Origin of the sequence: Rhodoferax fermentans (genome assembly GCF_002017865.1) — a bacterium.
GTDB lineage: Bacteria > Pseudomonadota > Gammaproteobacteria > Burkholderiales > Burkholderiaceae_C > Rhodoferax > Rhodoferax fermentans.
Genome location: NZ_MTJN01000002.1, coordinates 3,564,053 through 3,587,138, shown reverse-complemented (window position 1 = coordinate 3,587,138; position 23,086 = coordinate 3,564,053). Strand labels below are relative to the sequence as shown.

Genomic DNA, 23,086 nt, shown 5'->3' with positions numbered 1-23,086 from the left:
GTATCGCGTCACTTAAATTGACGCAAAAGTTGTATCGCGACAAATAAAGTGTCGCGATACGACTTTTGCACGACAAATAAGCGATCTGAGAGGCCTCTGGCACGACATGAGTGTCAAGTCCGATATGAGACTAAAGTGGCCTCTAGTCCTTTTGATAAAAGAGATTGTAGCTACTGATAAAGTAGCGGTTATCGACGCAAAGCCCCCGCCATCGGCAGCCGTGACTTGCATCGGGGGTAGTGGCTGCAGCCCCAAAACTTGGCGCCACCTTTGGCTGGGGTGCGCTCCACCATTTTGACACCGCAGCTGGCGCAAGTGGGCCGCCAGTACTCACCTTCAAACGCCACGTCCAGCAGAGCTTGTTGTTGCTCGGTGCTGCGTTTGGCAATCATGGCCAGCAGGTCGCTGGCATCCAGCGCATTGATGTGGTTATCTTTTGCGAATTGCTGGGCGTCTGTGGTGTAGGTGGATGTGGTGGCATAGGTGCCGCGCTTGAGCCCTTGGGCGGTCATCACACCAAAAAACTCGCGCAGCTCCCGCACGCCCACCAGCTTGCCCTGCCAGTGTTTGCATTGCACCACGGCCACCGGGCCTTCGGCGTTGCGGCTGTAGAGCCAGATGTCCACGCCACCGTCGGCACCATGGGATTGGGAGCGGGTCTCAAACCCCGCTTGCGCAAATAACTTTTCACACACCGCCTCAAAACGGCGCCATTCGATGGCAGCGAAAACAGCTGGGCTCCACTGGGCCAATTTCCCCGGCACCTTAAAAACCTCCGGATCGGGCTCTGGCTTGGGTGCAGGTGTTTCCGCGCCGCTGGGCCGGGCGAAGGCGGGCTCAACACGGGTTTTGCTGTTGGGTTGGTGTGTGTAGGTCGGTGGCTGTTTCGGCCATTGGGTCGTGGTGGGCGGCAAGGGTTGCAGCTTGGTCAATGACGACTTCTCTGCCGCCACGGACAGCCCCCAAGCGACGGCGCCAAACACCAACAGCAGCCATCCCGGCACGAACAAGCCCGAAGCCACCACCTGGCCCATGATGGAGTTGCCCAAAAAGAAGGGAAAGATCAAAAAGCCCAAACCAAGCAGCGTGGCTCGTTGGCCCATGTTTTTGATCGTTGATGTGCTGTTGCGCTGACGTGTGTGCCGGGGTCGTGAAGCCATGGGGTCCTCCCTCAAGTTCAAGAAAGTGGTGTCTGCGCACCTTGGTGACTTGATTTTAGTGAGGAAGTTGGCTTCCAGCCCTTTTGAAACAATGGTTAACAGCTTCTAAAAATGCAGCACGCACTCGACTTATTCTTGTGCGCGTTGCACCAGCAAGGCGCGTTCTTGTTCGTTGTGGGTCAGGGCGGCGGCGTGGTGCAGCGCGGCCCGAGCCTCGTCCTGGCGCCCGAGTTTTTGCAGCAGGTCGGCGTGGACGGCGTGCAGCAGGTGGTAAGACTGCAGGGTTTTGTCCAGAAGCAGCGTGTCGAGAATGGCCAGGCCTGCGGCCGGGCCCTCGTGTATGGACACGGCCACAGCGCGGTTGAGCTGCACCACCGGTGAGGGCGCCACTTGCATGAGTTGGGTGTAGAGCGCGGCGATGCGTGCCCAGTCGGTCTCTTCGGCGGTGGGCGCACGGGCATGGCACGCGGCAATGGCTGCCTGCAGGAAATAACTGCCCGGCGCCTGGCCCAGGCGCTCGGAGCGCTCCAGCGCGGCCAGGCCACGGCGGATCAGCAGATGGTCCCAGCGGGCGCGGTTCTGCTGGTTCAGCAACACCGGCTTGCCCTGGGCGTCCGTGCGGGCCGCGCTGCGTGAGGCTTGTATTTCCATCAACGCCACCAGGCCATGCACCTCGGCCTGATCGGGGGCCAGTTCGGCCAGCATACGGCCCAGGCGCAGGGCCTCAGAGCACAGCTCCGGGCGCATCCAGTCGCTGCCGCTGGTGGCGGTGTAGCCTTCGTTGAACACCAGGTAGACCACTTCGAGCACCGAGGCCAGGCGCTCGGCCAACTGTCCGCCACGCGGCACCTCAAACGGCACTTGTGCATCGGCCAGCGCGCGTTTGGCGCGCACGATGCGCTGGGCGATGGTGGCCTCGGGCACCAGAAAGGCTCGGGCAATCTCCTGGGTGCTCAGGCCACCCAGCAGCTTGAGGGTGAGCGCCACCCGCGCGTCGCTGGAGAGCACCGGGTGGCAGGCGGTGAAGATCAGGCGCAACAGGTCGTCACCCATCTCGTCCTGCCGCGCGGCATCGAGGGTATCCACAAAGTCGGGCACCACATGGGCTTGCTGGGCCTGCAGATCGCTTGCAATGTCGTTGTGCCGCGCCTCCACCATCAGGCGGTGGCGCAGCCAGTCCAGCGCGCGGTTGATGGCGGTGGTCATGAGCCAGGCAGCGGGCTTATCTGGCAGGCCGTCTTTGGGCCAGTGCTCCAGCGCGGCCACCAGGGCGTCTTGCGCCAGTTCTTCGGCCACGCCGAGGTCGCGCACACGCCGCGCCACGGCAGCGACGATGTGTGCTGACTCGATGCGCCAGATAGCGGCAAGGGTGTGGCGGACGGCGGAAGACACGCGCCGTTTTTACATCTGCGCGGGCGCCGCTGCTTCGTCCATCCAGAGCACCTCCCACTGGTGGCCGTCCAGGTCGGCAAAACCGTGCTGGAACGTGAAGCCGTGGTCCTGCGGTGCGTTGGGTGTGGTGGCACCGGCGGCCACGGCCTTGTTGATCACGTCGTCAACCTCGGCGCGGCTGTCGACTGACAGCGCCAAGATCACTTCGGTGGTTTTCTGGGCGTCGCCAATCGGCTTTTGGGTAAAGCCCTGGAAGAAGGGCTCCACCAGCAGCATGGCGTAGAAGTTTTCACCAATCTCCAGGCAGGCGCCCTGTTCGTTGGTGAAACGCGGGTTGAAGCTCAGGCCCAGCGCCTGGAAAAAGGCTTTGGAGCGGGCCATGTCCTGGATGGGCAGGTTGACAAAAATTTGTTTGTACACCTTGGGTTCTCCTGGTGGTGGGTGAGTCGGGGCTCAGCTTGTCTGACGGGCTTCCAATTGCTTGAACTTGTCCAGCGCATCGCTGGGCGGAAATTCGTTGAGATCCATGAGTTGGCGCAGTTCGATCACCGCCTCTTTGCCACGTCCGGCGGGGTTGGGGAAACGGCGGCTCCATTCCAGAGCCTCGTCGCGCGAGCGCACCTGGATCAGCGTGTAACCGGCGATCAGTTCCTTGGCCTCGGCAAAGGGGCCGTCCACCACCCGTTGGCCGGAGGCGTCGTAGTGGATGCGCCAGCCGGTGCGGCTGGGGTGCAGGCCGCTGCCGTCCAGCAGCACCCCCGCACGCGCCAGCTCGTCGTGGTAGGCCGCCATCTCGGCCATCAGTTCTTCAGGCGCTTCTGGGCTGAGCTCGGCCTCGAACTCGGGGCAGGACTTGACGATGATCATGAATCGCATGGTGTTTCCCTGGGTGGTTCAGGCCGGGCAGTCGGGGGCTGCCATGTCGGGCTGCAGCATGCTGTTGTGGTTGCCCTCGGTGTCGCAAAACGCCACGTAATTGCCCACACCAGGAATGGCCATCGGTTCACCCAGTACCTTGCCACCTGCTTGGGTCACCCGTTGTATCGCGGCGTGGATGTCTTCCACCGCAATCACCACCGAGGGGTGATGGATGGGCCCGTCAGCCTGGAAGGGGAACAGGCCACCGTTGATAGAGCCCAACGCGGCCTCGGGTGGCACCGGTGGGCGCGCACCTGCGGGCGCGGTGCTGACCAGCATGTAGTCTCCCATCTCGGGGCCCAGGAACTGGTGGTTCCAGCCAAAGGCGGCGGCGTAGAAACGCGCTGCGCGTTCGCGGTCCTTGTACGGCATTTCAAAATGCACAACGGAACACATGGGAAAGGTCGCGGTGCTCATGGGTACTCCAAAGTATGGCCACGGGCGGCGGCGGGCTTGCCGAGCCTCATGGGAAGCCAATTCAATCGCTTCTAGAGGTACGACGAAACAGGCCGGGCGTTTTCGACACCACCCGGCTCAGTACAAACCCTGATCAGGCCTGGATGTCTTCGTAACACGGCGCCAGGGCGCGCACTTCCACCGTGGCCCACTGCGCTGCTGGGCACAAATGGGCAAGGGCCACCGCCTCGTCCAGGCTGGCGAAGTCGACCATGAAAAAGCCGCCCACCATTTCCTTGGCCTCAGAAAACGGGCCGTCCAGCACGCGGGGGCTGGTGTTGACCCCGCTCACCCGCACCGCGCTGGCCTGCGAGGCCAAGGCCGCGCCCGCCTGCAGCTTGCCCTGCCGGCGCAGACTGTCACCAAACGCCTGCATGCTGGCGTAGGCCTCACGGCCCTGCGCCTCGGTGCGGGTGGCGCGCTGGCCCGGTGGCTCGATGATCAGAAGCATGTAGCTGGACATGGCGGACCTCTCAAGGTGCAAAGATGACACCATGCTACACAGCTTTGATGTGCGTGACACCGCCCTGTGGGAATGGTGTGGGCAGATGTTTTGTGTGTTGAGCTTGGCCGGCGTGTCGGGGGCTCAAGGCCACTGCCAGTGTTGCTTTGTCCCCAACTTGGCCTGGATCATCTGCAAATAGGGCGCCTCCAGGGTTTTTGGGGAAATTGGGTTGTAGCCCTCGTATCAAAAGGGCTTATAGCTACGCATTGCATAGCAGTTTCTCCCGGCTGCCACCCTAGAATGTTTTCAACGATTTAAACAACACAGCGCCTAGGTGCATGTGAAACGGGAGGGCAAGATGACTGCAACGCGTTATCAGGGCAGGCTGCGCAAATGGAACATCGAGCGCAGTTACGGCTTCATTCTGGCCAGTGACAGTGGGCAAGATGTGTTTGTCCACATCAGTGCTTTTCCACGCGATGGCTGCGTGCCCCAAGAGGGTGATGAACTCAGCTTTGAAGTGGAGCCCGACAACCGGGGCAGAAAACAAGCGGTGCGGGTACAGCACCTGGGTGTGACGCCACCCGCCAGAGCCACCACATCCCGGCCCAGCACCAGGTCGCAGCGCCTGAGCCACAACACCGACGGCGCCTCAAGGGGCAGCAAGCTGATTGCGTGGCTTGTGCTGGCCGCATTGGCTGGGTATGGCTACAGCCAGTACGACAAACACGTCACTCAGAGCAGGGTGCAGGTTTCACCACCCGCCACCGCGCTGGCTCCAACCCAAAGCAGTACCAGCACCAGCACCTTTGGCTGTGATGGCCGCACACACTGCTCCCAAATGACCTCTTGCAGTGAAGCCAAATACTTCCTGAAACATTGCCCCGGCGTGGAAATGGATGGCAACCACGATGGTGTGCCGTGTGAGCAGCAGTGGTGCACGACAGCGGGGGCGAGGTGAACTGACCAGGCTCAGCGTCCGGCGGATTACTCAGCCAGGTAGTCCAGCAGCACAGCGTGCAACCAGTCCATCACGACACGCACGCGGGTGGAGAGGTTCCGGCGGTTGGCGTAGACCAGGGACAAGGGCATGGGCGGTGCGGGCCAGTCGGGCAGCACCTCGACCAGTTGGCCTTGCTCAATCAGCTCCCGCACGCCCACAAATGGCACCTGGATCAGCCCCAGACCCGCCAGGCAGGCGGCCTGGTAAGCCTCAGCATTGTTCACGGTAACCGGGCCGGGCATGGGCAGGCTACGGTCCTCACCCGCCTCGGAGTAGTCAAAACCGGTGGGTTTGGCACCCAGTGTGGCGGTGTAAATCACCTGGGTGTGCCGGGCCAGATCTGCCAGGCTCTGTGGCACACCCCAGCGAGCGATGTAGGCCGGGCTCACACAGTTGGCCATACGCATGGCACCCACGGGCCGGGTGATCAGCCCGGGGTCTGTCACCGGGCCGGCGCGCACCACACAGTCAAAACCTTCGCGCACCAGGTCCACCCGCCGCTCGGTGCTGCTGATTTCCAGCTGCAACTGGGGGTGTTGCTGCAACAGTTCTGGCAAACGGGGCAACACCGCTTGCCGGGCGACCACGGTAGACATGTCCAGCCGCACTCGCCCCTTCAAAGGGTTGGCACGTTGCAGCTGAAACATGGTTTGCAACTCGTCCATGTCGGCCAGGGCGTCTTTGCAGCGCTCGTAAAACGACTGGCCGTCGTTGGTCAGCACCACCTTGCGGGTGGTGCGGTGTAACAGGCGCACACCCAGCTGGTTCTCCAACTGCTGCACCGCGTTGGACACACTGGCCTTGGGCAGCCCCAGGCTGTCGGCCGCCTGGGTAAAGCTCGACAGTTCGGCCACCCGCGCAAAGATGTTCATCTGGTCTAAAAAACTCATTGTTCAATTTTAGAGAACAAACAAATCGTAATCATCCTATTTATCTGGATGAAGTTGATCAATAGACTTCGTTTCCACCACAAACCCATCACAAAGGAAACACACCATGTCGACATCACCCTCCATCGTTTTGGTCACCGGCGGCAGCCGTGGCCTGGGCAAAAGCACCGCACTGCACTTGGCTAAACAAGGCCACGGCGTCATCCTGACCTACCGCAGCAAACAGGCAGAAGCCGCCGAAGTGGTTGCGCAGATCGAGGCTTCGGGCCAGAAGGCGGTGGCGCTGCCGCTTGAAGTGTCGGACAGCAGCAGCTTTGCCACCTTTGCCACCCAGGTGCGTGAGGTGCTGCTGGCGCAGTGGGGCAGCAGCACCTTCCATGCGCTGATCAACAACGCCGGCACCGGCGCCCACGCCAGCCTGATGGACACCACCGAAGCCCAGTTTGATGACATGGTCAACATCCATCTGAAAGGCGTTTTCTTCTTGACACAAAAACTGTTGCCGCTGATGGCCGACGGCGGGCGCATCGTCAACCTGTCTTCCGGGCTGACACGTTTTGCCTTGCCGGGCTACGCGGCCTATGCCGCGATGAAAGGCGCGGTAGAGGTGCTGACCCGCTACATGGCCAAGGAACTGGGCGCGCGAGGTATTGCCGTCAACACCGTGGCGCCCGGCGCCATTGCCACCGACTTTGGCGGCGGCGCCGTGCGCGACACACCACAGCTCAATGCTTTTGTCGCATCCCAAACCGCGCTGGGCCGGGTGGGTGAGGCCGACGACATCGGCGCCATGGTCGCCTCGCTGGTGTCACCCGACAACCGCTGGGTCAATGCACAACGCATCGAGGTGTCGGGTGGGATGTTTGTTTAAGCGCTGGTAGCTGCAAAAAAACGATGTCCGGAGCAAGCCGGTTGCCAGCCTATTTTTGAATCGCTTGCGCCACCGCATCGGTCGCGGCAATCAAGTCCGCGACCAAGCGGTGATCCACGTCCAGCAAACCTTCGTACTCGCCCAGGTTGCGCGTGTTGTGGCACTTGTCAAGCACGCGCCAGACTTCTGGTCCCAGGCCCAAGGTGTGGGGCAACACCTGAAACACGATGTAGCGGTTGCTGGCGCGGTAGCCCATGCGCCGTAGCGCGGCCAGACACAGTGCATGCGCAGCGTTGTAGGCCAGGTCGAATTGGCTTTCCAGCGCCAGGGCCGGGTTGCGTGCATCTTGCAGGCGGGCCACGCCGGTGCGGATCAGTCCGGCCAACTCGTTGGCGTCCGGGGCTTCTGCCTTGAGCGATTTGCCGGGGCCACACAGGTTGTCAAGCGCTGGGTGCATGGATTTGCTCCTCGCTGCCAATCAACCAAATTTTGGGTTGCTGCAACACGCGGGTGACAAAGGCGCTGTCTTGCGCCACGCGTTTGTCCCAATCCGACGGGGAGTAGAGCGTGGGGTTGACCTTGCGCTCAAGTGACAAGCTTGCATCCTCCAGCGCGCCAAACACCTCCCCATAAGCCAGGCTGGCGCTGATGATCATCACGTCCACATCACTCTGCGCTGTGTCTTGCTGGCGCGCCACCGAGCCATAAACAAACGCAAAGTCGATCTGCGCCGCCAGCGGGCTGAGCGCATTGCGCAGCACATCAGCCAGCCCCATGGTTTTGAGCACCAGAGCGCGCAACTCGGTAAACACCGGTGTATTAGCGTTGGCCTGGTAATGCTTTTGGTTGCCTTGTTTGCTGACGGTCAGCAGCCCAGACTCCGACAGACTGGCCAACTCTCGCTGCACCGCGCCTGTGCCCGAAGCCGCCAGCGCTATCAACTCGTTGGCGTAAAAGCTGCGGTCAGGCGCACCAAACAGCACAGCCAATATCCGCTGGCGCACCTTAGGGAAAAGGGCGTCAGCAAGAGATGGTGACTCGGTTGGTGAAATGAAAATACCCATATTGGGTTTGATCATACCCGAATTGGGGTTTTTCGAGGGCTTGCATGTGCAGGCTCTCCGCGCACGATCACCATGACCAATCTGTCAAGCTGACAAAATCTCCGCGTGCTTATATGCAAAACCTGCCTCTAGCCCTTATCAGATAAGGGCATATCGCTCTGATAAATAGAGCAAATGCGGCTCAGCCCTGGCCTTGTGCGGCTTCTTTGGCGCGCATCTTGGCAACGATGTAGTCACCGTGGGTCACGTGCAGCAGACCCGCCACCTTGCTGATGAGGTGGTTTTCATTGGCGTCCAGCGCACCGTCTGCGTAGGCCACTTGCCACATGTACTCCACCACCTGGATTTTTTCGGCCTGGGTGAAGTCGTCGTTCATGGCGCTGGTGAAGTGAAAGTAGTCGTTGGCGCGCTGGGCGGTTTGCTCCGCTTGTGCCAACAACTGCGTCAGGGCCGCGTCGTCCAGCGCAAAACGCTGGCGCAAGGTGGCCAGCGTCTGATCGCGTTCGGCCACGCTGATGTTGGCATCCGCGCGCATCACCTCCACCATCAAGACCGCCGTGGCGAGTTGCAGGTGCTGCGCCCGGCTTGGGCCAGCGGCCTCGTCGGGCATGAAAAAACTGGTCAGCAGGTTTTTGAAAGGGGTGAGCATGGTGAGGGTGGTGACCGTTTGGCGATGGCTGGTAAGAGCCCAGCGCTGCAGGGTGTTCAGGCCCGCCCCAGATCGTGGATCAGGGTTTTGACTTTGGTGGTGATGATGTCCACGGCCGGATCGTTGGCGCCGTGGGGCAGGATCACGTCGGCGCGGCGTTTGGTGGGTTCGATGAACTGTTTGTGCATCGGGCGCACGGTGTCCATGTATTGGTTGATCACGCTCTCGGCGGTGCGGCCGCGCTCGGCCATGTCGCGCTGCAGGCGGCGGATAAAACGCACGTCGGGCGCGGTGTCCACAAAAATCTTGAGCGACATCATCTTGCGCAGCTCGGCGTCATACAGCGCAAACAGGCCTTCCACCACAATCACCGGCGCGGGTTGCAGGGTGATGGTTTTGCTGGCGCGGTTGTGCGCGGTGAAGTCGTAGGTGGGCATCTCGATGGCCTCACCACGGCGCAGCGCCTGCAGGTGCTGCATCATCAGCGGCCAGTCAAACGCATCGGGGTGGTCGTAATTGGTTTTGCGCCGCTCCTCGGGCGACATCTCGGTCTGGTCCAGGTAGTAGTCGTCCTGGTACAAGACGGTGGCCATGTCCGGCCCGACCGACGCCAGCACCTGGCGTGTGACCGTTGACTTGCCACTGCCGCTGCCCCCTGCAACACCGATCACGAAGGGTTTGTGGTTTGTTTTGGGCATACGTTCTCCGGGTCCAGGTGCAAAGCCTGCGAGTTTACAAGCCGCCTCAGGCCTGCCAGACACCAAACCCGGCTGATCGCAGGTCAATGCCGATCTCAATCTCGCGGTCTACCGCGTCGTCGTAACGCATCGGGTTGAAGCCCTCAAACAAATCGGGCAGCAGGCGCAGGCCGTAGCGCTGCACAAAGCGGTTGGCCTGGATGCCCGCCTTGTGTTTGTCAAAGCGCACATCGGGGTCCAGCCCGGTCATGCCCACATACACACAAGGCTTGCCGTCGATGTAGTTCGGGTTGCTTTTGCGAAAACGCGGCTCCAGCAGCACGTCTGGAGAGAGTTCAACCACATAAACGTGGTGGTGCTTGCGGCGGGGCATGGCGTGGGCGGGGTGGTTGCCGCCATGATAGTGGCACGCGGGCCGCCCCGCCGCAGGGGCTTAGAGCGTGGGGTAGTCGGTATAGCCCTTGGCGCCGGGCGTGTAGAAGGTGCTGGCGTCGGGCGCGTTCAAAGCGGCACCGGCCTGGAAACGCGCGGGCAAGTCCGGGTTGGCCAGGAAGCTGGTGCCAAAGGCCACCGCATCGAGCTTGCCGTCTGCAATGGCTTGGGTGGCCTCGTCGGCGGTGTAGCCCATGTTGCCAACCAGCACACCTTTGTACTTGTCGCGCGCCACCGTCATCACATCACCCTGCTGCACACCAAAAAAATCGGCGCGCATCAGGTGCAAATAGGCCAGTTGGTAGGCGTTGAGCTTTTCGGCCAGGTAGCTGGTCAGCCCGATCGGGTCGCTGTCGATCATGCTGTTGAAGCTGTTCAGCGGCGACAGGCGCAGGCCCACGCGGTCCGCACCAATGGCGTCGGTCACTGCGGTCAACACCTCAAACAGGAAACGTGCGCGCTTCTCCATCGAGCCGCCGTAACCGTCGGTGCGCTGGTTGGCGCCATCACGCAAAAATTGGTCGATCAGGTAACCATTGGCGCCGTGCACCTCCACACCGTCAAAACCCGCCTCAATGGCGTTTTTGGCACCCTGGGCAAAGCCCGCCACGATGGCAGGAATCTCGGCCTCGGTCAGCACACGGGCCGGTGCGTAGGGCACCTTGCCCTTGGGCGTGTGGATGTCGCCCTCAATCGGCACCGCGGTGGACGACACGCTGGCCTGGCCACCGTTGATGTCGGCATGCGCAGCGCGCCCGCTGTGCCAGATCTGCAAAAAGATGCGCCCGCCCTTGGCGTGGACGGCGGCGGTGGTCTTCTTCCAGCCTTCAATCTGCTCGGCAGAGTAAATGCCGGGCTCGGCCACAAAAGCAGAGGTGTTGGGCAGCACCATGGTGCACTCGGTGATCAGCAGGCCGCCGCTGGCGCGCTGGGCGTAGTACTCGGCCATCAGCTCGTTGGGCTGGTGCTCTGATCCAGCGCGGGTGCGGGTGAGGGGGGCAAGCAAAATGCGGTTGGGCAGCGTGAGGCGGCCAACTTGCAAGGGGGTAAACAGCATGGTGAATGTCCAGTGGGTCAAAAAGGGGTGGACCTTAGCACCGCAGCCCATTCACGGCGCCGCAGCGGGCGAATGTGGTTTGCGCTAGCCAATGGCCAGGCTTTGTATGCCAAATTGGCCTCTAGCCCTTTTGATATAAGGGCAAGCAGCTACAAAAGATGCATCTTTCTGACGGCGCTGACTTAGAACGACGACCCCGGCTCACTCAGAAAAGCCAGCTCCTCGGCGCTGGAGGTGCGGCCCAGAATGGCATTGCGGTGCGGGTAACGGCCAAAGCGGTCAATGATGGCCTGGTGTTGCAACTCGTAGCGCAGGGTCTCTTCCAGACCCGGCTGCGAAAACAGCGCCACGGCCTGGGTGTGCACCAGCGCGGACTCGCTGTGCATGTAGGGCATGTAGGCAAACCTGCGCTGTGCCAGCGGCAGGTTGCGGTCTTGCTTCAGGGCCACTAGCTCTTGCGCCAGGGTCAGCGCCAGCGCGTCCTGCGCAAAGGAGAGCGGTGTGTCGCGGTACACATTGCGCGAGAACTGGTCCAGCACAATGATCTCTGCCAGCCGCCCCGCCGCCGTGGCGCGCCAGGCCGCCAACTCACCCCGCGCAGCCGCCTCCAGCGTGGCGCCAAAACGCGTGCGAATGGCGGCGTCCAGCGCAGCGTCTTTGGCAAAGTGCTGCTGCGGACTTAACTCGTTGAACCAGAAACTGAGGATGTTGGTGGCTTGCATGGGCGCGAGGATAGCGCGCATAGCCAGCGGCTGACCTAGGGTCTACGCCAATCTGCCTTAGGCTGTCAGTTGCTTGCTGTGCCTGGACAGATCCGGTTGCCCAGCCAGTAGGCCTGCGATGGAAATATCTTCGTCCAATGCATCCCAGTGCAAACCACCTTTGCTCAGCTCGACCTGGGCAAGCTGCACAGGTGTCGCCTCCATCAAGCGAGGAAACCAAGCCAGAGGCGCTGCAATGGTGCGGCCGTCTGAGAGGCTGACCCACAAGGTGTCTTCATCAAACCGGACGGCTTTAGGCGAAGTGATCATTCCAGGTCCTTTCAATCAGATCTTTGTTTGTTATGACGGCATCTCGTAACTCGCGCAGTGTTCGAGCGTCAAAACCATCACTGTCTGCAAGATAAACAGTCGGAGTCAACCAAAACTTAGCCTCTCCCTCTGCACCACGTACATGGATATGCATAGCCTCACGCGGGTTCCCTTCATTTGAATAGAAGAAAAAGCGAAAAGATTTGTAGCGAAACACGACAGGCATAGGCTGGAGTTTAGCGGCGTCAAACGATTTGGTGCTAAATCGACCTCTGGACCTCATACAGATTGAACTAGATGCTTCTAATAGAGTAGCAAAAATCTAGTGATTAGCGCGCATACCGCTGTCCAGAACGGGTCATTCGATCAAAGGGGAAATCGAGCCTGGCCTCTTTTTGCGAATTGGTGTCTGGCCCAACTGAAATAAACGCTAGCAGCTACAAAAAGTAGCATCCTTCAGTCTGCTTCTATGACTGCTTGCCGCTTCGCCCCATCCAGCGTTTGCCCTTGCTCCGTCTTCCATTCCATCCAGCCATTGGCCGAGCGGCCCAGCACTGCAATCGCAGCCATGCTGGGGCTGGAGAAGAGGTAGTCCCGGGTGAAAACATACTGCTTGCCTTGTGGTTGCAGCACACCATCGGTGACGAGTTGCTCGCGGAATCGCTCTTGTGATGTGCCTTTGATCGATGCCACGTTGTCTATGCGGGCAGTGGAGTTTTTGTAAACCACAAAACCTTCAGCGGTGTACTCCCCCACGCCATTGGCATCGGGGCCTTTGCAGTAAAACAACTCGGGCGGTGCTGTTTGGCCATTGCCTGCTGTTGCCAGGGCAGTCAATGGCTCGAAGATCGGTTGCCCCAAGGTTGCCAACAAGGTGGCCGCTGTCTCATGTATCTCATGGCAATCGGCTTGCAGCGGCGCGGGGGTGTAGGGCTGTGAGCCGGTGTTGCCGTTCTCCAGGCTGTAGCGTCCGGCCTTGGTGGCCTCTGCGATGGCAAACCACTCCAGAAACAGTGCGTGTGTTTGCGTCAAGCTGTTGGTAAGCGAAATGATCACCAGCGCCCGGTTCCAGAAGTCCTTGTTCTGGTTGTGCTGCGCTAACCTGCTGCCCACACAGCCAGACTGACCGATGTAGACGCGTGGCAAGCCAGCATCCGACAGATCGCCCATCAAAAAGTAAACGCCCACCTGCTGCGCCTCGGGCAATTTCAGAAAGTCCGCCAACTGGCTGCGTGGCACCTCAATAACCCGAACAATGCGCGTGGTGATCTCTGCGACCCGCATACCGCGTGGGTCACCAGCTGGGAGGTAGATCTGGATGGTTTGGGGGCGGGGCATAGTGGTGTCGACCTTCGTCAGTGTCGCGGGGACATTTATAAGAAATACGGCTCTAGCCCTTTTTCAATAAGAGCTAGCAGCTGCAATTAATGTAGCTAATTGGTGCCACTACTCAGCGCAGCTGAAAGTCCTGCGGCCACAAGAAGTACGGTCCAAACCGCCCCTTGGCCACGAACTCAACACCGGCTGCCTCACCCTTGGGCGTGACAACATGTTTGTCGCCGTTCAATGCCAAGTAACCATGTTGTGTGGCGTGGCTCAACAGGTCGGCGGCTTTCATGCCCAGCTTTTGCGCCAGCTTACCGGAAGGCAGCTTGTCGTTTGTGGCGTCAGCCTCGTCACTGGAATCTGTTGGCGCTGCGGTGGCGGCGGGTTCGCTAGTGACACGTTCCAGTGAAATACGCACTTCTTCGCTGATACGAATGATGCGCTGCGCCTCTTCGTAGGCATCTTTGTAGAGCTGGCTGTCTTCACTGCGCTGGATCAGGATGCCCATCTCGTTGTTGTTCACCTGGCTGAACTCGTACAGATTCAGGCTGGTGATGATGCACAGCTCCTCATTCATGTAGCACTTGGCGTGCAGGTTTTTGCAGAAGCTGGTGCGGATGTAGGTCAGGCCGCGCAGCCATTCGATCTCTTGTGGCTGCAACTCGCTTTTGCCATAGACGATACGCACATCGATCTTCAGCCGGTTTTTGTCGGCCAGAAGTTCTTTCATGCGGTCATTGAGCTTGAGAAAGGGGCTGATCAGGATCAGGCGGTCAGACGCGCCTTTGATCAGTTCTTCTAGGTGGTAGTTGGTGCCGGTGGTGGTTAGGAACTTTGCCATCTATTTGTATCCCTGATTGAACTATTTTGATGCCGCGATAGGCCGCGCAACTTCCGTCCCGCAGTAACTCGTGCTGGCCCCTTTTATTCAAGGGGAAATCGATTGATTGCCCAATTCAAGGCCGCTGAGAATAATATCCTCGTCGTCATTCAGTCTGTCATCAAGCAGCGATTGCTGTTTATCAGCAGTAATGCCTATTCTTAAGGATTCAATTTCAGCCTCAAAGCCATTTAAGGCCGCACTTCTGTATTGCACTTCTGGCCTCAGTGCTTGCCAAATGGTTGATGTACTGATTTGCTCCAAGGGAGGCACTATTCCATATAGCGCAAGGGTAGTCAGTGATTCAATTTCTTGGACGCTTGGGTTGTTAACTTTCAAGTTGCGCAATTGAAAACCCGCCGGTTGAACAGTCTCCCAAATTTCACAGAAAGTACTCACAGTCACACCAGGATACTTGATGATGCAGTCGCAACTGCTCTTCAATAGGGCATTCGATACCTCTTCTTGAGTCTTAAGTTTGATGCTCTCTTTTGCTGCATCAGTAATAGTCTGATAGTTCTGCTTGTTTAGTAAGTAGAAAAGAGGATTTATTGCTCTTTTTGTCTTCTGTAGATACCATCGATTTGAATTTTTAGAAAGGTTTTCGACCACTTTCTCCAATGCGGTTACGTATTTATTTCTAATTGCAACAGATTTTTCTATTACACTTTTCTCGGTTTCGTTGACTGCGAAATGGTTATGGGTCTTGCGGTTTCTACTGAATATTTTTCTGATAGGAATTTGAAATCCTTGATTTTCTAGTTCGATCTGCAGCCAGTTTTTCTTGCCGATGTCAGTACCAATCCAGTGCCCTAACATTTGGCAGTACTCGTAAAAATCGTCCCCATCCACGGGTGATGTGTCTATTGCACTACGCCATTGTGACGTGTTGAAAACCTCTCGCTTTGAGTCGTTAAGCATCAATCCCAAGGACTCAACGACAGTTCGTACATCCTTTTCAATTTGCTCGAGCTTTCCTTGATCGCATACTACAGTGATGTCATCTACGTAACGAAAGTAGTTATTGCCAAGTAGCTTTTTTAGAATCTTGTCTAGTGGCTCGATATAAATATCGCCAAGTAAATGTGAAAGCTCGGTTCCAATTGGGATGCCGCTAGGTGATTGATTAACTTGATCAACTAGAAAATCTACAGAGTACCGATTTTTCTTGGTGGTCAATATTGGATGTTTTTTTATTGCGTCAATGAGTAGATCTTTGTTTACTGACGCATAGTAGTTCTTCAAGTCCAAGAAGAGAGCTGCCGCCTTTTTCTGACTACTCAATGCCTCTAGAATATTTTGATTCCTTTTTCTATAAGAATGCAAGTAGTGTTCATAGTTATACGAGGACCCTTTCGGAGTTCGTATATAACTATAAATGTTTGAAATTTGTGTACTTGCCAAGTCATCACAAAGATCGTTCAGTATGTATGCCTCGGCTGCTGCAGTGCTTGGGCTAGGGGCAAAATATTCACGATATTCAGGCTGCTGATCTTCGGTGTGTCCTTTGAATACCTGAAATTTTCGGTAGTTCCATTGTTCAGATGAATGGAGACGCTTCTTAATGGCGAGCTCTTGAATTTTTATGAAAGTGGCGCTCGCCTTTGATGCGCGAATTTTTGCACCTAAATATGAAGGAGCATATAACTTCTTTAGAGCATTAACTGGACGACTTAGTAAATAGGAATTCATGTCGCCAGTCCCATTAGTAGGTACTCGGCATCCGCGTGCAAAACCGATTTTGTATGTGGATCAGACCAATGGAACCTGATGTTCTTTGTTTTGCAACCATCGGATGGGTATTCAATTTTTTGTTCTGTTGCGAGCTCTTGCCAGCTTTCCTTTATCCAGTCTCCCTTGGTCTGCGGCTCCACCCAAAAAAATAAGCTATTTTCTTCACGAAATTCTGTGACGATGTAGCTGTATGAGCGAGCGAAGGACTCCTGAAAAACCGTTCTTTTAACGCCAGATATTGCTGAGCATGTTAGTAAATATTGAGGATTTTTTCCAATACTAGTCTTTATATTCTCGACAGCAGTTTTTATATTTTCGTCACTTCTAAGGTCGACTATGTGTCTGTGGAATTTGATTGTTATGCCGACTTTTAGATAGTCGGATCTGAGAATTTCAATTAGATTCTCGTAATAACTCAGCGAAGTCTCACTGAAATCCAGTGCATGTATATCAATATCTAGTGGATCTGTTGGAAAGGATTCTTCTTTAATGCGCAGATGATGGATGCTGTTAATTATCGATAGTGTGCCAGCGCCGTGTCCAGATGCTATATCGATGATGTACAAGTTTTTGGCTGACAGTTGAGCAATCAATTCTTCATTGATTTCAGGCAAATCTCCGTCAAGAGGGAAAATTGCTAGTTGGGTTCGTGCTGCACTATTCAAAAAACGGGTGAGTAGGTGTTTGCAACTTTCCGGTGCGCCTTCGCCTCCTTTTGCACCACCTTTGGTCAATTCTTCCTCGTACGAATCAAATATATTCAATTTGCGGCAAATTTCTCTGTGACTTTCAACAGTTGCATCGCAAAGTTGCATCGGATTTTTGTCAGTGAATATGCTTTCTGATTGTCCCAATTTTGCCTCTCCCTATTTTTTGATTTGATGGCTATTGTTGCCACTTGGCGTTGTTAATTCGATTACTACTTCCCCCAACTATCCCTCAACCCCACCGCCAAGTTAAACACCGGCTTAGCTCCCGTAACGTGATCCACCCGGTCCGCCACAAAGTACCCATGTCGCTCAAACTGGAAGTTCTGGCCCGCTGCGGCGTTGGCCAGTGAGGGCTCGACGATCGCGGTGATGACTTTCAGGCTGTTGGGGTTCAGGCTTTCCAGGTAGTCTTTGCCGCCCGCGTCGGGCTGGGCGTCCAGGAACAGGCGGTCGTACATACGCACTTCGGCGTTGACGCCATCGGCCACGCCCACCCAGGTGATGGCGGCTTTGACCTTGACGCTGTCGCTGCCGGGGGTGCCGCTTTTGGTGTCGGGCACCACGGTGGCATGCACTTCGGTGATCTTGCCGTCGGCGTCTTTGGTGCAGCCGGTGCATTCGATGACGTAGCCGCCTTTCAGGCGCACCTTGTTGCCCGGGAACAAACGCTTGTAGCCCTTGGGTGGCACTTCTTCAAAGTCTTCACGTTCGATCCACACCTCTTTGCCAATCGTGAAATGGCGGGTGGGGCTTTCCACTCCCTCGGGCGGGTGGGGCAGGGCGGGCTGGGTGCAGGGCTCCAGGTGGCCAGCGCCCATGACCTCGTCCCAGTTGGTCAGCACCAGTTTCACCGGGTTCAGCACCGCAAAACCACGGTGGGCTTTGAGCTCCAGGTCTTCGCGCAGGCAGCCTTCCAGGGTGCTGTAGTCGATCCAGCTGTCGCTTTTGGTCACGCCAATGCGTTCGGCAAAGGCTTGGATCGCAGCGGGGGTGTAGCCCCGGCGGCGCAGGCCAACTATTGTGGGCATGCGTGGGTCGTCCCAGCCGTTGACCTTTTTCTCGTTCACCAGTGCGGCCAGCTTGCGTTTGCTGGTGATCACGTAGGTGAGGTTCAGACGGGCAAATTCATACTGGTGCGGCGCGGGCGCGGCCAGCAGGCCACCTTCACACAAACGGTCCATCAGCCAATCGTAAAACGGGCGTTGGTCTTCAAACTCCAGCGTGCAGATGCTGTGGGTGATCTGCTCCAGCGCGTCTTCAATCGGGTGGGCAAAGGTGTACATCGGGTAGATGCACCACTTGTTGCCGGTGTTGTGGTGTTCGGCGTGTTTGATGCGGTAGATGGCCGGGTCGCGCATGTTGATGTTGGGGCTGGCCATGTCGATCTTTGCGCGCAAAACCATAGCGCCGTCTTCATACTTGCCGTCGCGCATCTCGCGAAAACGTGCCAAATTTTCGGCCGTTGTGCGGTTGCGGAACGGGCTGTCCACACCGGGTTTGCCAAAGTCGCCCCGGTTGGCGCGCATTTGGTCGGGCGTTTGTTCGTCCACATAGGCCAGGCCCGCTTCAATCAAATATTCCGCTGCGCGGTACATGAAGTCGAAGTAGTCGCTGGCCTGGTAGGGCGCGGCGTCTGGTGCGCCGTTCCAGTCAAAGCCCAGCCATTTGATGGCGTCAACAATGCTGTTGACGTATTCAATGTCTTCTTTCTCGGGGTTGGTGTCGTCAAAGCGCAGGTGGCACACGCCGTTGTAGTCGCGCGCCAGGCCAAAGTTGATGCAGATGCTTTTGGCGTGGCCCACATGCAAGTAACCATTGGGCTCGGGCGGGAAACGGGTGCGGATCTTGGCCGGGTCGGGCTCACCCTGGGCGTGGTGGGCGGCGTCGCCGGGGCTGCCAGCCCAGCGGCGGGATGCGTAGGTGCCTTTTTCGAGGTCAGATTCGATGATCTGGCGCAAAAAGTTGCTGGATTTGGTGGTGTCTGGGGCTGCGGCGCTGTTGGCTGCGGCGGTGGAGGCTGGGTGGGAAGGATGGCTCATACCAGCCATTTTAGGCGGCGCCCTTGCGCTGGGCGTGTATTGTGCGTACCCTGCGCCGCATCTTTGTTCAACCCAAGCACCTATAGCCATGTCCCCACCGCGCGTTCCCAACCCCGATCAACCCGCCCAGGTGCGGCTTGGCCCGGCCGACCTGAGCCAGGCCGTGTTGGACGGGCTGATCACCCGCCAGCAAGCCGATGCCTTGTGGGCGCGCTGGTCGCGGCTGGCGCAGCCGGTGGCGGGGGCTGGCGGGCTGTCACCGGCTGCAGCGCCGGCCGGGCCGGGTTTCAGCTTCACCAACACGCTGTATTACTTTGGCGGGATGGTGGCCATTGGTGCCATGACGTTGTTTTTGCGCCTGAGCTGGGACGCTTTTGGCCCTTGGGGCCTGATGCTGCTGAGTGCGGCCTATCTGCTGGCCTGCATGAAGGTGGCCGACCACCTGGCAAGCCGCCAACTGCGTGTGCCTGCGGGCATTTTGGCCACGCTGGCGGTGGTGCTGGTGCCGCTGGTGGTGTGGTGTGCCCAGCATGGTCTGGGCTGGTGGCCGCCGGGCGGGCCAACCAGTTATTCGGCCTACCACACGCACATCAACTGGCGCTGGCTCACGCTGGAGTTTGTGACCCTGGCCGCCGGTGTGGTGATGCTCTGGCGCTACCGCCTGCCGTTCATGGTGATGCCGATTCCGGTGACGCTGTGGTACATGAGCATGGATGTGGCGCAGGCTCTGTGGTCGGACGTGGGTTATTGGGACTGGGAGTTCACCCGCGATGTGTCGCTGGTGTTTGGCATCGCCACGGTGTTTATCGCGCTGTGGGTGGATGCACGCAGCCGCCAAGCGCGTGAGGCAGAGTGGCGGCAGGACTACGCGTTTTGGCTGTACCTGTTTGGCACCATCATGTTCTGGGGTGGCCTGAGCCTGCGCGACTCGGACTCTGAGGTGGGCAAGGCGCTGTATTGCCTGATCAACCTGCTGCTGGTGTTTGCCGGGGCGGCCATCGGGCGGCGGGTGTTCACCGTGTTTGGCGGGCTGGGGGTGGCGATTTACCTGGGTTATTTGTCACACCGGGTGTTTGGTGACAGCCTGGGTTTTGCCTTTGTGCTGAGCCTGCTGGGCCTGGGTGTGGTGGCTTTGGGGGTCTGGTGGCAGCGGCATGAGGCGCAGATCAACGCCTATTTTTCAGCCTGGCTGCCACCGGGGCTGCGGCCCCGGCCCAAGGATTAGACCAACAAGGTGTTGGCAAAGGCGTGGATGGCTTTGAGGTCGGGCGCCAGCTCGGTGAAGGGCAGGCGTTCACGCACCAGGATTTCGCGCAGGCCCTGGTCCACCTCACGCGCTTGTTCTTCGTCCTGAAAACGGCCTGAGCGCACGTATTTTTTGTCGCCACGTTTGACCAGCACGTTGACGTTGTCGTTTTGCCGGTACCACTGCAGGATTTGCTCGCGGGTTTTGGCAATGTCGCAGATGTTTTCCGAGTAGTTCTCGTTGTAGAACAGCACCTGGGGCAAAGAGCATTCGGTGATCAAAAAATGCACCTGGCCGTCGATCAGGTTGAGCATCTCAAACTGCCGCTGGGCAATGAAATACTGGTTCTTCAACACCTCAAAGTTTTGCTGCCAGACCAGCGACTTGGCAAAGTCGGGAATGGTTTCGACCGTTTTGCCCTGCAGGCTCAGGTGCAACACGATGGCCGCTGAAAACAGCGACTTGTCACTGCCCGGGCCACCAATGATGTTGATCACCTTGGTGGGGTACAGGCGCATCTTGGTTTCGGGCAGGTGGTTGAGGACGTTGGCGTAGCGGATGCTCATGGTGGGGGCTCGGTGGGTGCGGTTGTCGTGGGGGCTGAAAGCAGTGCGCTATCGTGTGCCAAATGGGGCCACTTGGCAAGTCTTGCAAGTGCTTTGTTTGATGTAACTTCAGGTGGCGATGCCGTTGCGCTCCAGCAGGTCGCTCACCAGCTCCAGGCGCACCAGCGGGTTGTCCAGCGCCATCAGCTGGTGTTTGAGTTCCAGCGGCATGGGCAGCAGCTCACACCAGCGGTTGGCCACCCAGGCGCAGTCGTCCAGCCGGTAGGGTTCATGGATTGGCATCTGGTCGGCGGGCAGCTCTTGCTCAAGCAGGGTGTTGATAACCCGCAGCAGGGTGCTGGCCACCGCCTGCAGGTCAGGCGGGATGGGCACACTCTGGTCGGCGGGCAGCAGGTTCACATCGGCCACCCACAGGCCGTGTTTGAGGAGCTGGTGTGTTTTGACGGTAAAACGTTGTGCGCCGGTGCACTGGATCAGCATCAGGCCGGGCTGCGGTCGGCTCAGCGCGGTGATACGCGCCAGGGTGCCAGTGGGGTAAAAAATCTCGTCAGCCACCTGGGCACTGTCTGGCAGGCCGCTGGGGGGCTGGCGCACCTCGCTGCCCTGGTTCAAGGTGACCACACCAAACGGTGCGCCGGTTTTGAAACATTTACCCACCATGTCGAGGTAACGCACCTCAAAAATCTGCAGCGGCAAATAGCCGCCTGGAAACAGCACCGTACTCAGCGGAAACAGCGGAACGGATTGGAGCGCCAGCGTGTCAGTCATGTCGTGTGTTTGTCAGAAATGGCATGCATGATCCCACGAATGGGCCAAACATGCGCGCTGTGATAATGCCGCAACAAAAGAAGGAGTGCGCGTGGATATTGTGTTGCTGATCAAGGCCGCCATCATGGGCCTGGTAGAGGGTTTGACCGAGTTTTTGCCCATTTCATCCACCGGTCACCTGATTCTGGCAGGGGCTTTGTTGGGTTTTGATGACGACAAGGCCAAGGTGTTTGACATTGCCATCCAGACCGGTGCCATTTTTGCGGTGATTCTGGTTTATTGGCAAAAGATCCGCGACACCGTGGTGGCTTTGCCCACCGACAAACAGGCGCAACGTTTTGCGCTGAATGTGGTGATTGCCTTTTTGCCAGCGGTGATTCTGGGCCTGCTGTTTGGCAAGGCCATCAAGGCGCATTTGTTCACCCCGGTGGTGGTGGCCAGCACCTTCATCATTGGTGGTTTCATCATTTTGTGGGCTGAGCGCCGCCAGGAAAAGAACCCGGCCGTGGCACGTATCCAGGACGTGGATGCCATGACCGCGATGGACGCTTTGAAGGTGGGCCTGGTGCAGTGTTTTGCGATGATTCCGGGCACCAGCCGCAGTGGCGCCACCATCATTGGTGGCATGTTGATGGGCCTGTCGCGCAAGGCCGCCACCGATTTTTCGTTCTACCTCGCTATTCCTACGCTGATTGGGGCGGGAGCCTATAGCCTGTATAAGGAACGTGCTCTGTTGTCTGTAGCAGACTTGCCGCTGTTCGGGGTTGGGCTGGTGGTGTCGTTCCTGAGTGCCTGGCTGTGTATCCGCTGGTTGCTGCGGTTTATTTCGACCCACAGTTTTGTCGGTTTTGCCTACTACCGCATTGTTTTTGGCCTGGTGGTGCTGGCCACCGCCTGGAGCGGCCTGGTGACCTGGGCGGAATAAGCCCCCTGATCAGAACTGCAGGGCGGACAGGTTCAGCAGCGCGGCCTCGATGGCGGCGGCGGTCACCAGGGGCTGCTCCATCGGAAACAGGTGGCTGCCGTCAAGCATCATGGTGCGGCCGTGCGTCACCCGCTGGGTCAGGGCCATGCCCACCTGTTTCATCTCGGCCGAGCGGGTGCCACCAATAAAGGCCACCGGGCAGCGCACGGGGTGCTGGCGCAACATGGCGTCCAGGTTGTCGGGCAGGGTGTTGTAGATGGCGGTTTCGACCTCGCGCTCGAAGCGCAGCACACGCCGGGGTTCCCCGTCGACTTGTGTGTCTACCGTGCCATGGCTGATGTAGTCGGCCAGCACCTGCGGGTGCCATTGGGCAAACGCTTGTTTGCTCTGGAAGTGGGCCAGGGCTGCAGCGGCGTCGGGCCACTGGTTGCGCCGGTTGCGGCTGACCTTGCCGGGTGAGATGGCGCCCACAAGCTGGGTGCGTTTGGCCACGCCCACCAGGTTGGCTCGCCAGCCACCCAGAATGGGGGCGTCCAGCAGCAGCACACCCCGCGCCAGATCCGGCGCCCTGGCCGCGGCCATCAGACTCAGAAAACCACCCAAAGAGTGGCCGACAAAAAACAGGGGTTCACCCGCTTGCGCCACCACAGGCCGCGCAAAGTCCAGCAGTTGCCGCACCAGGTGCGGCCAGTTGCTGGTGACCGGGTAAAGCGGGTCGTGGCCAAACTGATCCACCGCATGCGCCACCAGACCACGCGCCTGCAGCGCCTGAAACATCAGGCGGTAGGTGCTGGCGCCAAAACTGTTGGCGTGTGAAAAAACGATG

Annotated in this window: 28 protein-coding genes; 4 read left to right on the top strand and 24 right to left on the bottom strand. The window is 58.4% G+C overall.

The annotated features are described in order from the left end of the window. Positions 1 to 188: 188 nt before the first annotated feature. The 6 genes from RF819_RS16715 to RF819_RS16690 form a co-directional block, all read right to left on the bottom strand. Complete coding sequence (locus tag RF819_RS16715) at positions 189 to 1,160, bottom strand: restriction endonuclease (RefSeq protein WP_078366021.1); 972 nt, start codon at positions 1,158 to 1,160, stop codon at positions 189 to 191. A 129-nt stretch (positions 1,161 to 1,289) separates the two neighbouring features. Then, positions 1,290 to 2,552 carry an RNA polymerase sigma factor gene (locus RF819_RS16710; RefSeq protein ID WP_078366020.1) on the bottom strand — a complete coding sequence of 421 codons (1,263 nt, stop codon included), beginning with the start codon at positions 2,550 to 2,552 and terminating at the stop codon, positions 1,290 to 1,292. Positions 2,553 to 2,561: 9 nt separating this feature from the next. Continuing rightward, a complete protein-coding gene (locus RF819_RS16705) occupies positions 2,562 to 2,972 on the bottom strand; it encodes a VOC family protein (RefSeq protein WP_078366019.1) in 411 nt (136 codons plus the stop codon). A 33-nt stretch (positions 2,973 to 3,005) separates the two neighbouring features. After that, positions 3,006 to 3,428 (bottom strand): YciI family protein, encoded by a 423-nt coding sequence (locus RF819_RS16700; protein ID WP_078366018.1) that lies wholly within the window; start codon positions 3,426 to 3,428, stop codon positions 3,006 to 3,008. An 18-nt stretch (positions 3,429 to 3,446) separates the two neighbouring features. Next, positions 3,447 to 3,887, bottom strand: a complete 441-nt coding sequence (locus RF819_RS16695) for a VOC family protein (RefSeq protein ID WP_200224435.1) — start codon at positions 3,885 to 3,887, stop codon at positions 3,447 to 3,449. 133 nt (positions 3,888 to 4,020) lie between these two features. Next, complete coding sequence (locus RF819_RS16690; protein ID WP_242473273.1) at positions 4,021 to 4,389, bottom strand: YciI family protein; 369 nt, start codon at positions 4,387 to 4,389, stop codon at positions 4,021 to 4,023. 340 nt (positions 4,390 to 4,729) lie between these two features. Between RF819_RS16690 and RF819_RS16680 the strand changes: the two genes are divergently transcribed. Continuing rightward, the gene (locus RF819_RS16680; protein WP_078367010.1) at positions 4,730 to 5,332 is read left to right on the top strand and encodes a cold shock domain-containing protein; all 603 of its coding nucleotides are present in this window, start codon (positions 4,730 to 4,732) and stop codon (positions 5,330 to 5,332) included. Positions 5,333 to 5,358: 26 nt separating this feature from the next. Here the strand turns inward: RF819_RS16680 and RF819_RS16675 are convergent, their stop codons facing one another. After that, entirely contained in the window at positions 5,359 to 6,264 is a 906-nt protein-coding gene (locus tag RF819_RS16675; protein ID WP_078366016.1) for a LysR family transcriptional regulator, read from the bottom strand. A 106-nt stretch (positions 6,265 to 6,370) separates the two neighbouring features. On the opposite strand from RF819_RS16675, the gene RF819_RS16670 reads away from it, so the two are divergent. Next, entirely contained in the window at positions 6,371 to 7,135 is a 765-nt protein-coding gene (locus RF819_RS16670) for an SDR family NAD(P)-dependent oxidoreductase (protein WP_078366015.1), read from the top strand. A gap of 49 nt (positions 7,136 to 7,184) precedes the next feature. Here RF819_RS16670 and RF819_RS16665 read toward each other — a convergent pair whose 3' ends face one another. The 14 genes from RF819_RS16665 to RF819_RS16600 all read right to left on the bottom strand — a co-directional run bounded on the left by RF819_RS16665 (position 7,185) and on the right by RF819_RS16600 (position 18,755). Continuing rightward, on the bottom strand, positions 7,185 to 7,592 hold the full coding sequence (locus tag RF819_RS16665) for a hypothetical protein (protein ID WP_078366014.1): 408 nt from the start codon (positions 7,590 to 7,592) through the stop codon (positions 7,185 to 7,187). Further along, positions 7,576 to 8,214, bottom strand: coding sequence for a transcriptional regulator (locus RF819_RS16660; protein ID WP_078366013.1), 639 nt, complete (start codon positions 8,212 to 8,214; stop codon positions 7,576 to 7,578). The genes RF819_RS16665 and RF819_RS16660 overlap by 17 nt, the downstream gene beginning before the upstream one ends. A 166-nt stretch (positions 8,215 to 8,380) precedes the next feature. Next, on the bottom strand, positions 8,381 to 8,848 hold the full coding sequence (locus RF819_RS16655; protein ID WP_078366012.1) for a tellurite resistance TerB family protein: 468 nt from the start codon (positions 8,846 to 8,848) through the stop codon (positions 8,381 to 8,383). A gap of 56 nt (positions 8,849 to 8,904) precedes the next feature. Further along, a complete protein-coding gene (udk, locus tag RF819_RS16650) occupies positions 8,905 to 9,546 on the bottom strand; it encodes a uridine kinase (protein ID WP_078366011.1) in 642 nt (213 codons plus the stop codon). Between the two features lie 46 nt (positions 9,547 to 9,592). After that, positions 9,593 to 9,919: a hypothetical protein gene (locus RF819_RS16645; protein WP_078366010.1), complete on the bottom strand. Its 327-nt coding sequence runs from the start codon at positions 9,917 to 9,919 to the stop codon at positions 9,593 to 9,595. Between the two features lie 60 nt (positions 9,920 to 9,979). Beyond that, positions 9,980 to 11,035, bottom strand: a complete 1,056-nt coding sequence (locus RF819_RS16640) for an alkene reductase (protein ID WP_078366009.1) — start codon at positions 11,033 to 11,035, stop codon at positions 9,980 to 9,982. A 182-nt stretch (positions 11,036 to 11,217) separates the two neighbouring features. Beyond that, entirely contained in the window at positions 11,218 to 11,778 is a 561-nt protein-coding gene (locus RF819_RS16635; protein WP_420853889.1) for a DUF924 family protein, read from the bottom strand. Positions 11,779 to 11,814: 36 nt separating this feature from the next. Continuing rightward, positions 11,815 to 12,066, bottom strand: coding sequence for a DUF2442 domain-containing protein (locus tag RF819_RS16630; RefSeq protein WP_078366007.1), 252 nt, complete (start codon positions 12,064 to 12,066; stop codon positions 11,815 to 11,817). Beyond that, positions 12,050 to 12,292: a DUF4160 domain-containing protein gene (locus tag RF819_RS16625; RefSeq protein WP_078367009.1), complete on the bottom strand. Its 243-nt coding sequence runs from the start codon at positions 12,290 to 12,292 to the stop codon at positions 12,050 to 12,052. The genes RF819_RS16630 and RF819_RS16625 overlap by 17 nt, the downstream gene beginning before the upstream one ends. A gap of 230 nt (positions 12,293 to 12,522) precedes the next feature. Continuing rightward, positions 12,523 to 13,404, bottom strand: a complete 882-nt coding sequence (locus RF819_RS16620) for a GIY-YIG nuclease family protein (protein ID WP_078366006.1) — start codon at positions 13,402 to 13,404, stop codon at positions 12,523 to 12,525. A gap of 112 nt (positions 13,405 to 13,516) precedes the next feature. Next, positions 13,517 to 14,233 (bottom strand): phospholipase D family protein, encoded by a 717-nt coding sequence (locus RF819_RS16615; protein WP_078366005.1) that lies wholly within the window; start codon positions 14,231 to 14,233, stop codon positions 13,517 to 13,519. Positions 14,234 to 14,320: 87 nt separating this feature from the next. Continuing rightward, complete coding sequence (locus RF819_RS16610; RefSeq protein ID WP_078366004.1) at positions 14,321 to 15,964, bottom strand: RNA-directed DNA polymerase; 1,644 nt, start codon at positions 15,962 to 15,964, stop codon at positions 14,321 to 14,323. After that, positions 15,961 to 16,860, bottom strand: a complete 900-nt coding sequence (locus RF819_RS16605) for a hypothetical protein (protein WP_143541740.1) — start codon at positions 16,858 to 16,860, stop codon at positions 15,961 to 15,963. The genes RF819_RS16610 and RF819_RS16605 overlap by 4 nt, the downstream gene beginning before the upstream one ends. A gap of 65 nt (positions 16,861 to 16,925) precedes the next feature. Then, entirely contained in the window at positions 16,926 to 18,755 is a 1,830-nt protein-coding gene (locus tag RF819_RS16600) for a glutamine--tRNA ligase/YqeY domain fusion protein (RefSeq protein ID WP_078366002.1), read from the bottom strand. 88 nt (positions 18,756 to 18,843) lie between these two features. Here RF819_RS16600 and RF819_RS16595 point away from each other — a divergent pair, with 88 nt between their 5' ends. Then, positions 18,844 to 19,980, top strand: coding sequence for a DUF2157 domain-containing protein (locus RF819_RS16595; protein WP_200223927.1), 1,137 nt, complete (start codon positions 18,844 to 18,846; stop codon positions 19,978 to 19,980). On the opposite strand, the gene RF819_RS16590 is transcribed toward RF819_RS16595, so the two are convergent. Beyond that, entirely contained in the window at positions 19,977 to 20,567 is a 591-nt protein-coding gene (locus RF819_RS16590; protein WP_078366001.1) for a hypothetical protein, read from the bottom strand. The genes RF819_RS16595 and RF819_RS16590 overlap by 4 nt on opposite strands. A 108-nt stretch (positions 20,568 to 20,675) precedes the next feature. Then, complete coding sequence (locus RF819_RS16585) at positions 20,676 to 21,335, bottom strand: LON peptidase substrate-binding domain-containing protein (RefSeq protein ID WP_078366000.1); 660 nt, start codon at positions 21,333 to 21,335, stop codon at positions 20,676 to 20,678. Positions 21,336 to 21,426: 91 nt separating this feature from the next. Here RF819_RS16585 and RF819_RS16580 point away from each other — a divergent pair, with 91 nt between their 5' ends. Beyond that, positions 21,427 to 22,260 (top strand): undecaprenyl-diphosphate phosphatase, encoded by an 834-nt coding sequence (locus RF819_RS16580; RefSeq protein ID WP_078367007.1) that lies wholly within the window; start codon positions 21,427 to 21,429, stop codon positions 22,258 to 22,260. A 9-nt stretch (positions 22,261 to 22,269) separates the two neighbouring features. Here RF819_RS16580 and RF819_RS16575 read toward each other — a convergent pair whose 3' ends face one another. Next, positions 22,270 to 23,085 carry an alpha/beta fold hydrolase gene (locus RF819_RS16575; protein ID WP_078367006.1) on the bottom strand — a complete coding sequence of 272 codons (816 nt, stop codon included), beginning with the start codon at positions 23,083 to 23,085 and terminating at the stop codon, positions 22,270 to 22,272. Position 23,086: the final 1 nt, after the last annotated feature.

Excerpts from the sequence above, each read along its gene's own strand:
- RF819_RS16715 (WP_078366021.1), bottom strand. The coding sequence starts at position 1,160 with ATGGCTTCACGACCCCGGCACACACGTCAGCGCAACAGCACATCAACG.
- RF819_RS16700 (WP_078366018.1), bottom strand. The coding sequence starts at position 3,428 with ATGCGATTCATGATCATCGTCAAGTCCTGCCCCGAGTTCGAGGCCGAG.
- RF819_RS16695 (WP_200224435.1), bottom strand. The coding sequence starts at position 3,887 with ATGAGCACCGCGACCTTTCCCATGTGTTCCGTTGTGCATTTTGAAATG.
- RF819_RS16690 (WP_242473273.1), bottom strand. The coding sequence starts at position 4,389 with ATGTCCAGCTACATGCTTCTGATCATCGAGCCACCGGGCCAGCGCGCC.
- RF819_RS16680 (WP_078367010.1), top strand. The coding sequence starts at position 4,730 with ATGACTGCAACGCGTTATCAGGGCAGGCTGCGCAAATGGAACATCGAG.
- RF819_RS16675 (WP_078366016.1), bottom strand. The coding sequence starts at position 6,264 with ATGAGTTTTTTAGACCAGATGAACATCTTTGCGCGGGTGGCCGAACTG.
- RF819_RS16670 (WP_078366015.1), top strand. The coding sequence starts at position 6,371 with ATGTCGACATCACCCTCCATCGTTTTGGTCACCGGCGGCAGCCGTGGC.
- RF819_RS16665 (WP_078366014.1), bottom strand. The coding sequence starts at position 7,592 with ATGCACCCAGCGCTTGACAACCTGTGTGGCCCCGGCAAATCGCTCAAG.
- RF819_RS16660 (WP_078366013.1), bottom strand. The coding sequence starts at position 8,214 with ATGATCAAACCCAATATGGGTATTTTCATTTCACCAACCGAGTCACCA.
- RF819_RS16655 (WP_078366012.1), bottom strand. The coding sequence starts at position 8,848 with ATGCTCACCCCTTTCAAAAACCTGCTGACCAGTTTTTTCATGCCCGAC.
- udk (WP_078366011.1), bottom strand. The coding sequence starts at position 9,546 with ATGCCCAAAACAAACCACAAACCCTTCGTGATCGGTGTTGCAGGGGGC.
- RF819_RS16645 (WP_078366010.1), bottom strand. The coding sequence starts at position 9,919 with ATGCCCCGCCGCAAGCACCACCACGTTTATGTGGTTGAACTCTCTCCA.
- RF819_RS16640 (WP_078366009.1), bottom strand. The coding sequence starts at position 11,035 with ATGCTGTTTACCCCCTTGCAAGTTGGCCGCCTCACGCTGCCCAACCGC.
- RF819_RS16635 (WP_420853889.1), bottom strand. The coding sequence starts at position 11,778 with ATGCGCGCTATCCTCGCGCCCATGCAAGCCACCAACATCCTCAGTTTC.
- RF819_RS16630 (WP_078366007.1), bottom strand. The coding sequence starts at position 12,066 with ATGATCACTTCGCCTAAAGCCGTCCGGTTTGATGAAGACACCTTGTGG.
- RF819_RS16625 (WP_078367009.1), bottom strand. The coding sequence starts at position 12,292 with ATGCCTGTCGTGTTTCGCTACAAATCTTTTCGCTTTTTCTTCTATTCA.
- RF819_RS16620 (WP_078366006.1), bottom strand. The coding sequence starts at position 13,404 with ATGCCCCGCCCCCAAACCATCCAGATCTACCTCCCAGCTGGTGACCCA.
- RF819_RS16615 (WP_078366005.1), bottom strand. The coding sequence starts at position 14,233 with ATGGCAAAGTTCCTAACCACCACCGGCACCAACTACCACCTAGAAGAA.
- RF819_RS16610 (WP_078366004.1), bottom strand. The coding sequence starts at position 15,964 with ATGAATTCCTATTTACTAAGTCGTCCAGTTAATGCTCTAAAGAAGTTA.
- RF819_RS16600 (WP_078366002.1), bottom strand. The coding sequence starts at position 18,755 with ATGAGCCATCCTTCCCACCCAGCCTCCACCGCCGCAGCCAACAGCGCC.
- RF819_RS16595 (WP_200223927.1), top strand. The coding sequence starts at position 18,844 with ATGTCCCCACCGCGCGTTCCCAACCCCGATCAACCCGCCCAGGTGCGG.
- RF819_RS16590 (WP_078366001.1), bottom strand. The coding sequence starts at position 20,567 with ATGAGCATCCGCTACGCCAACGTCCTCAACCACCTGCCCGAAACCAAG.
- RF819_RS16585 (WP_078366000.1), bottom strand. The coding sequence starts at position 21,335 with ATGACTGACACGCTGGCGCTCCAATCCGTTCCGCTGTTTCCGCTGAGT.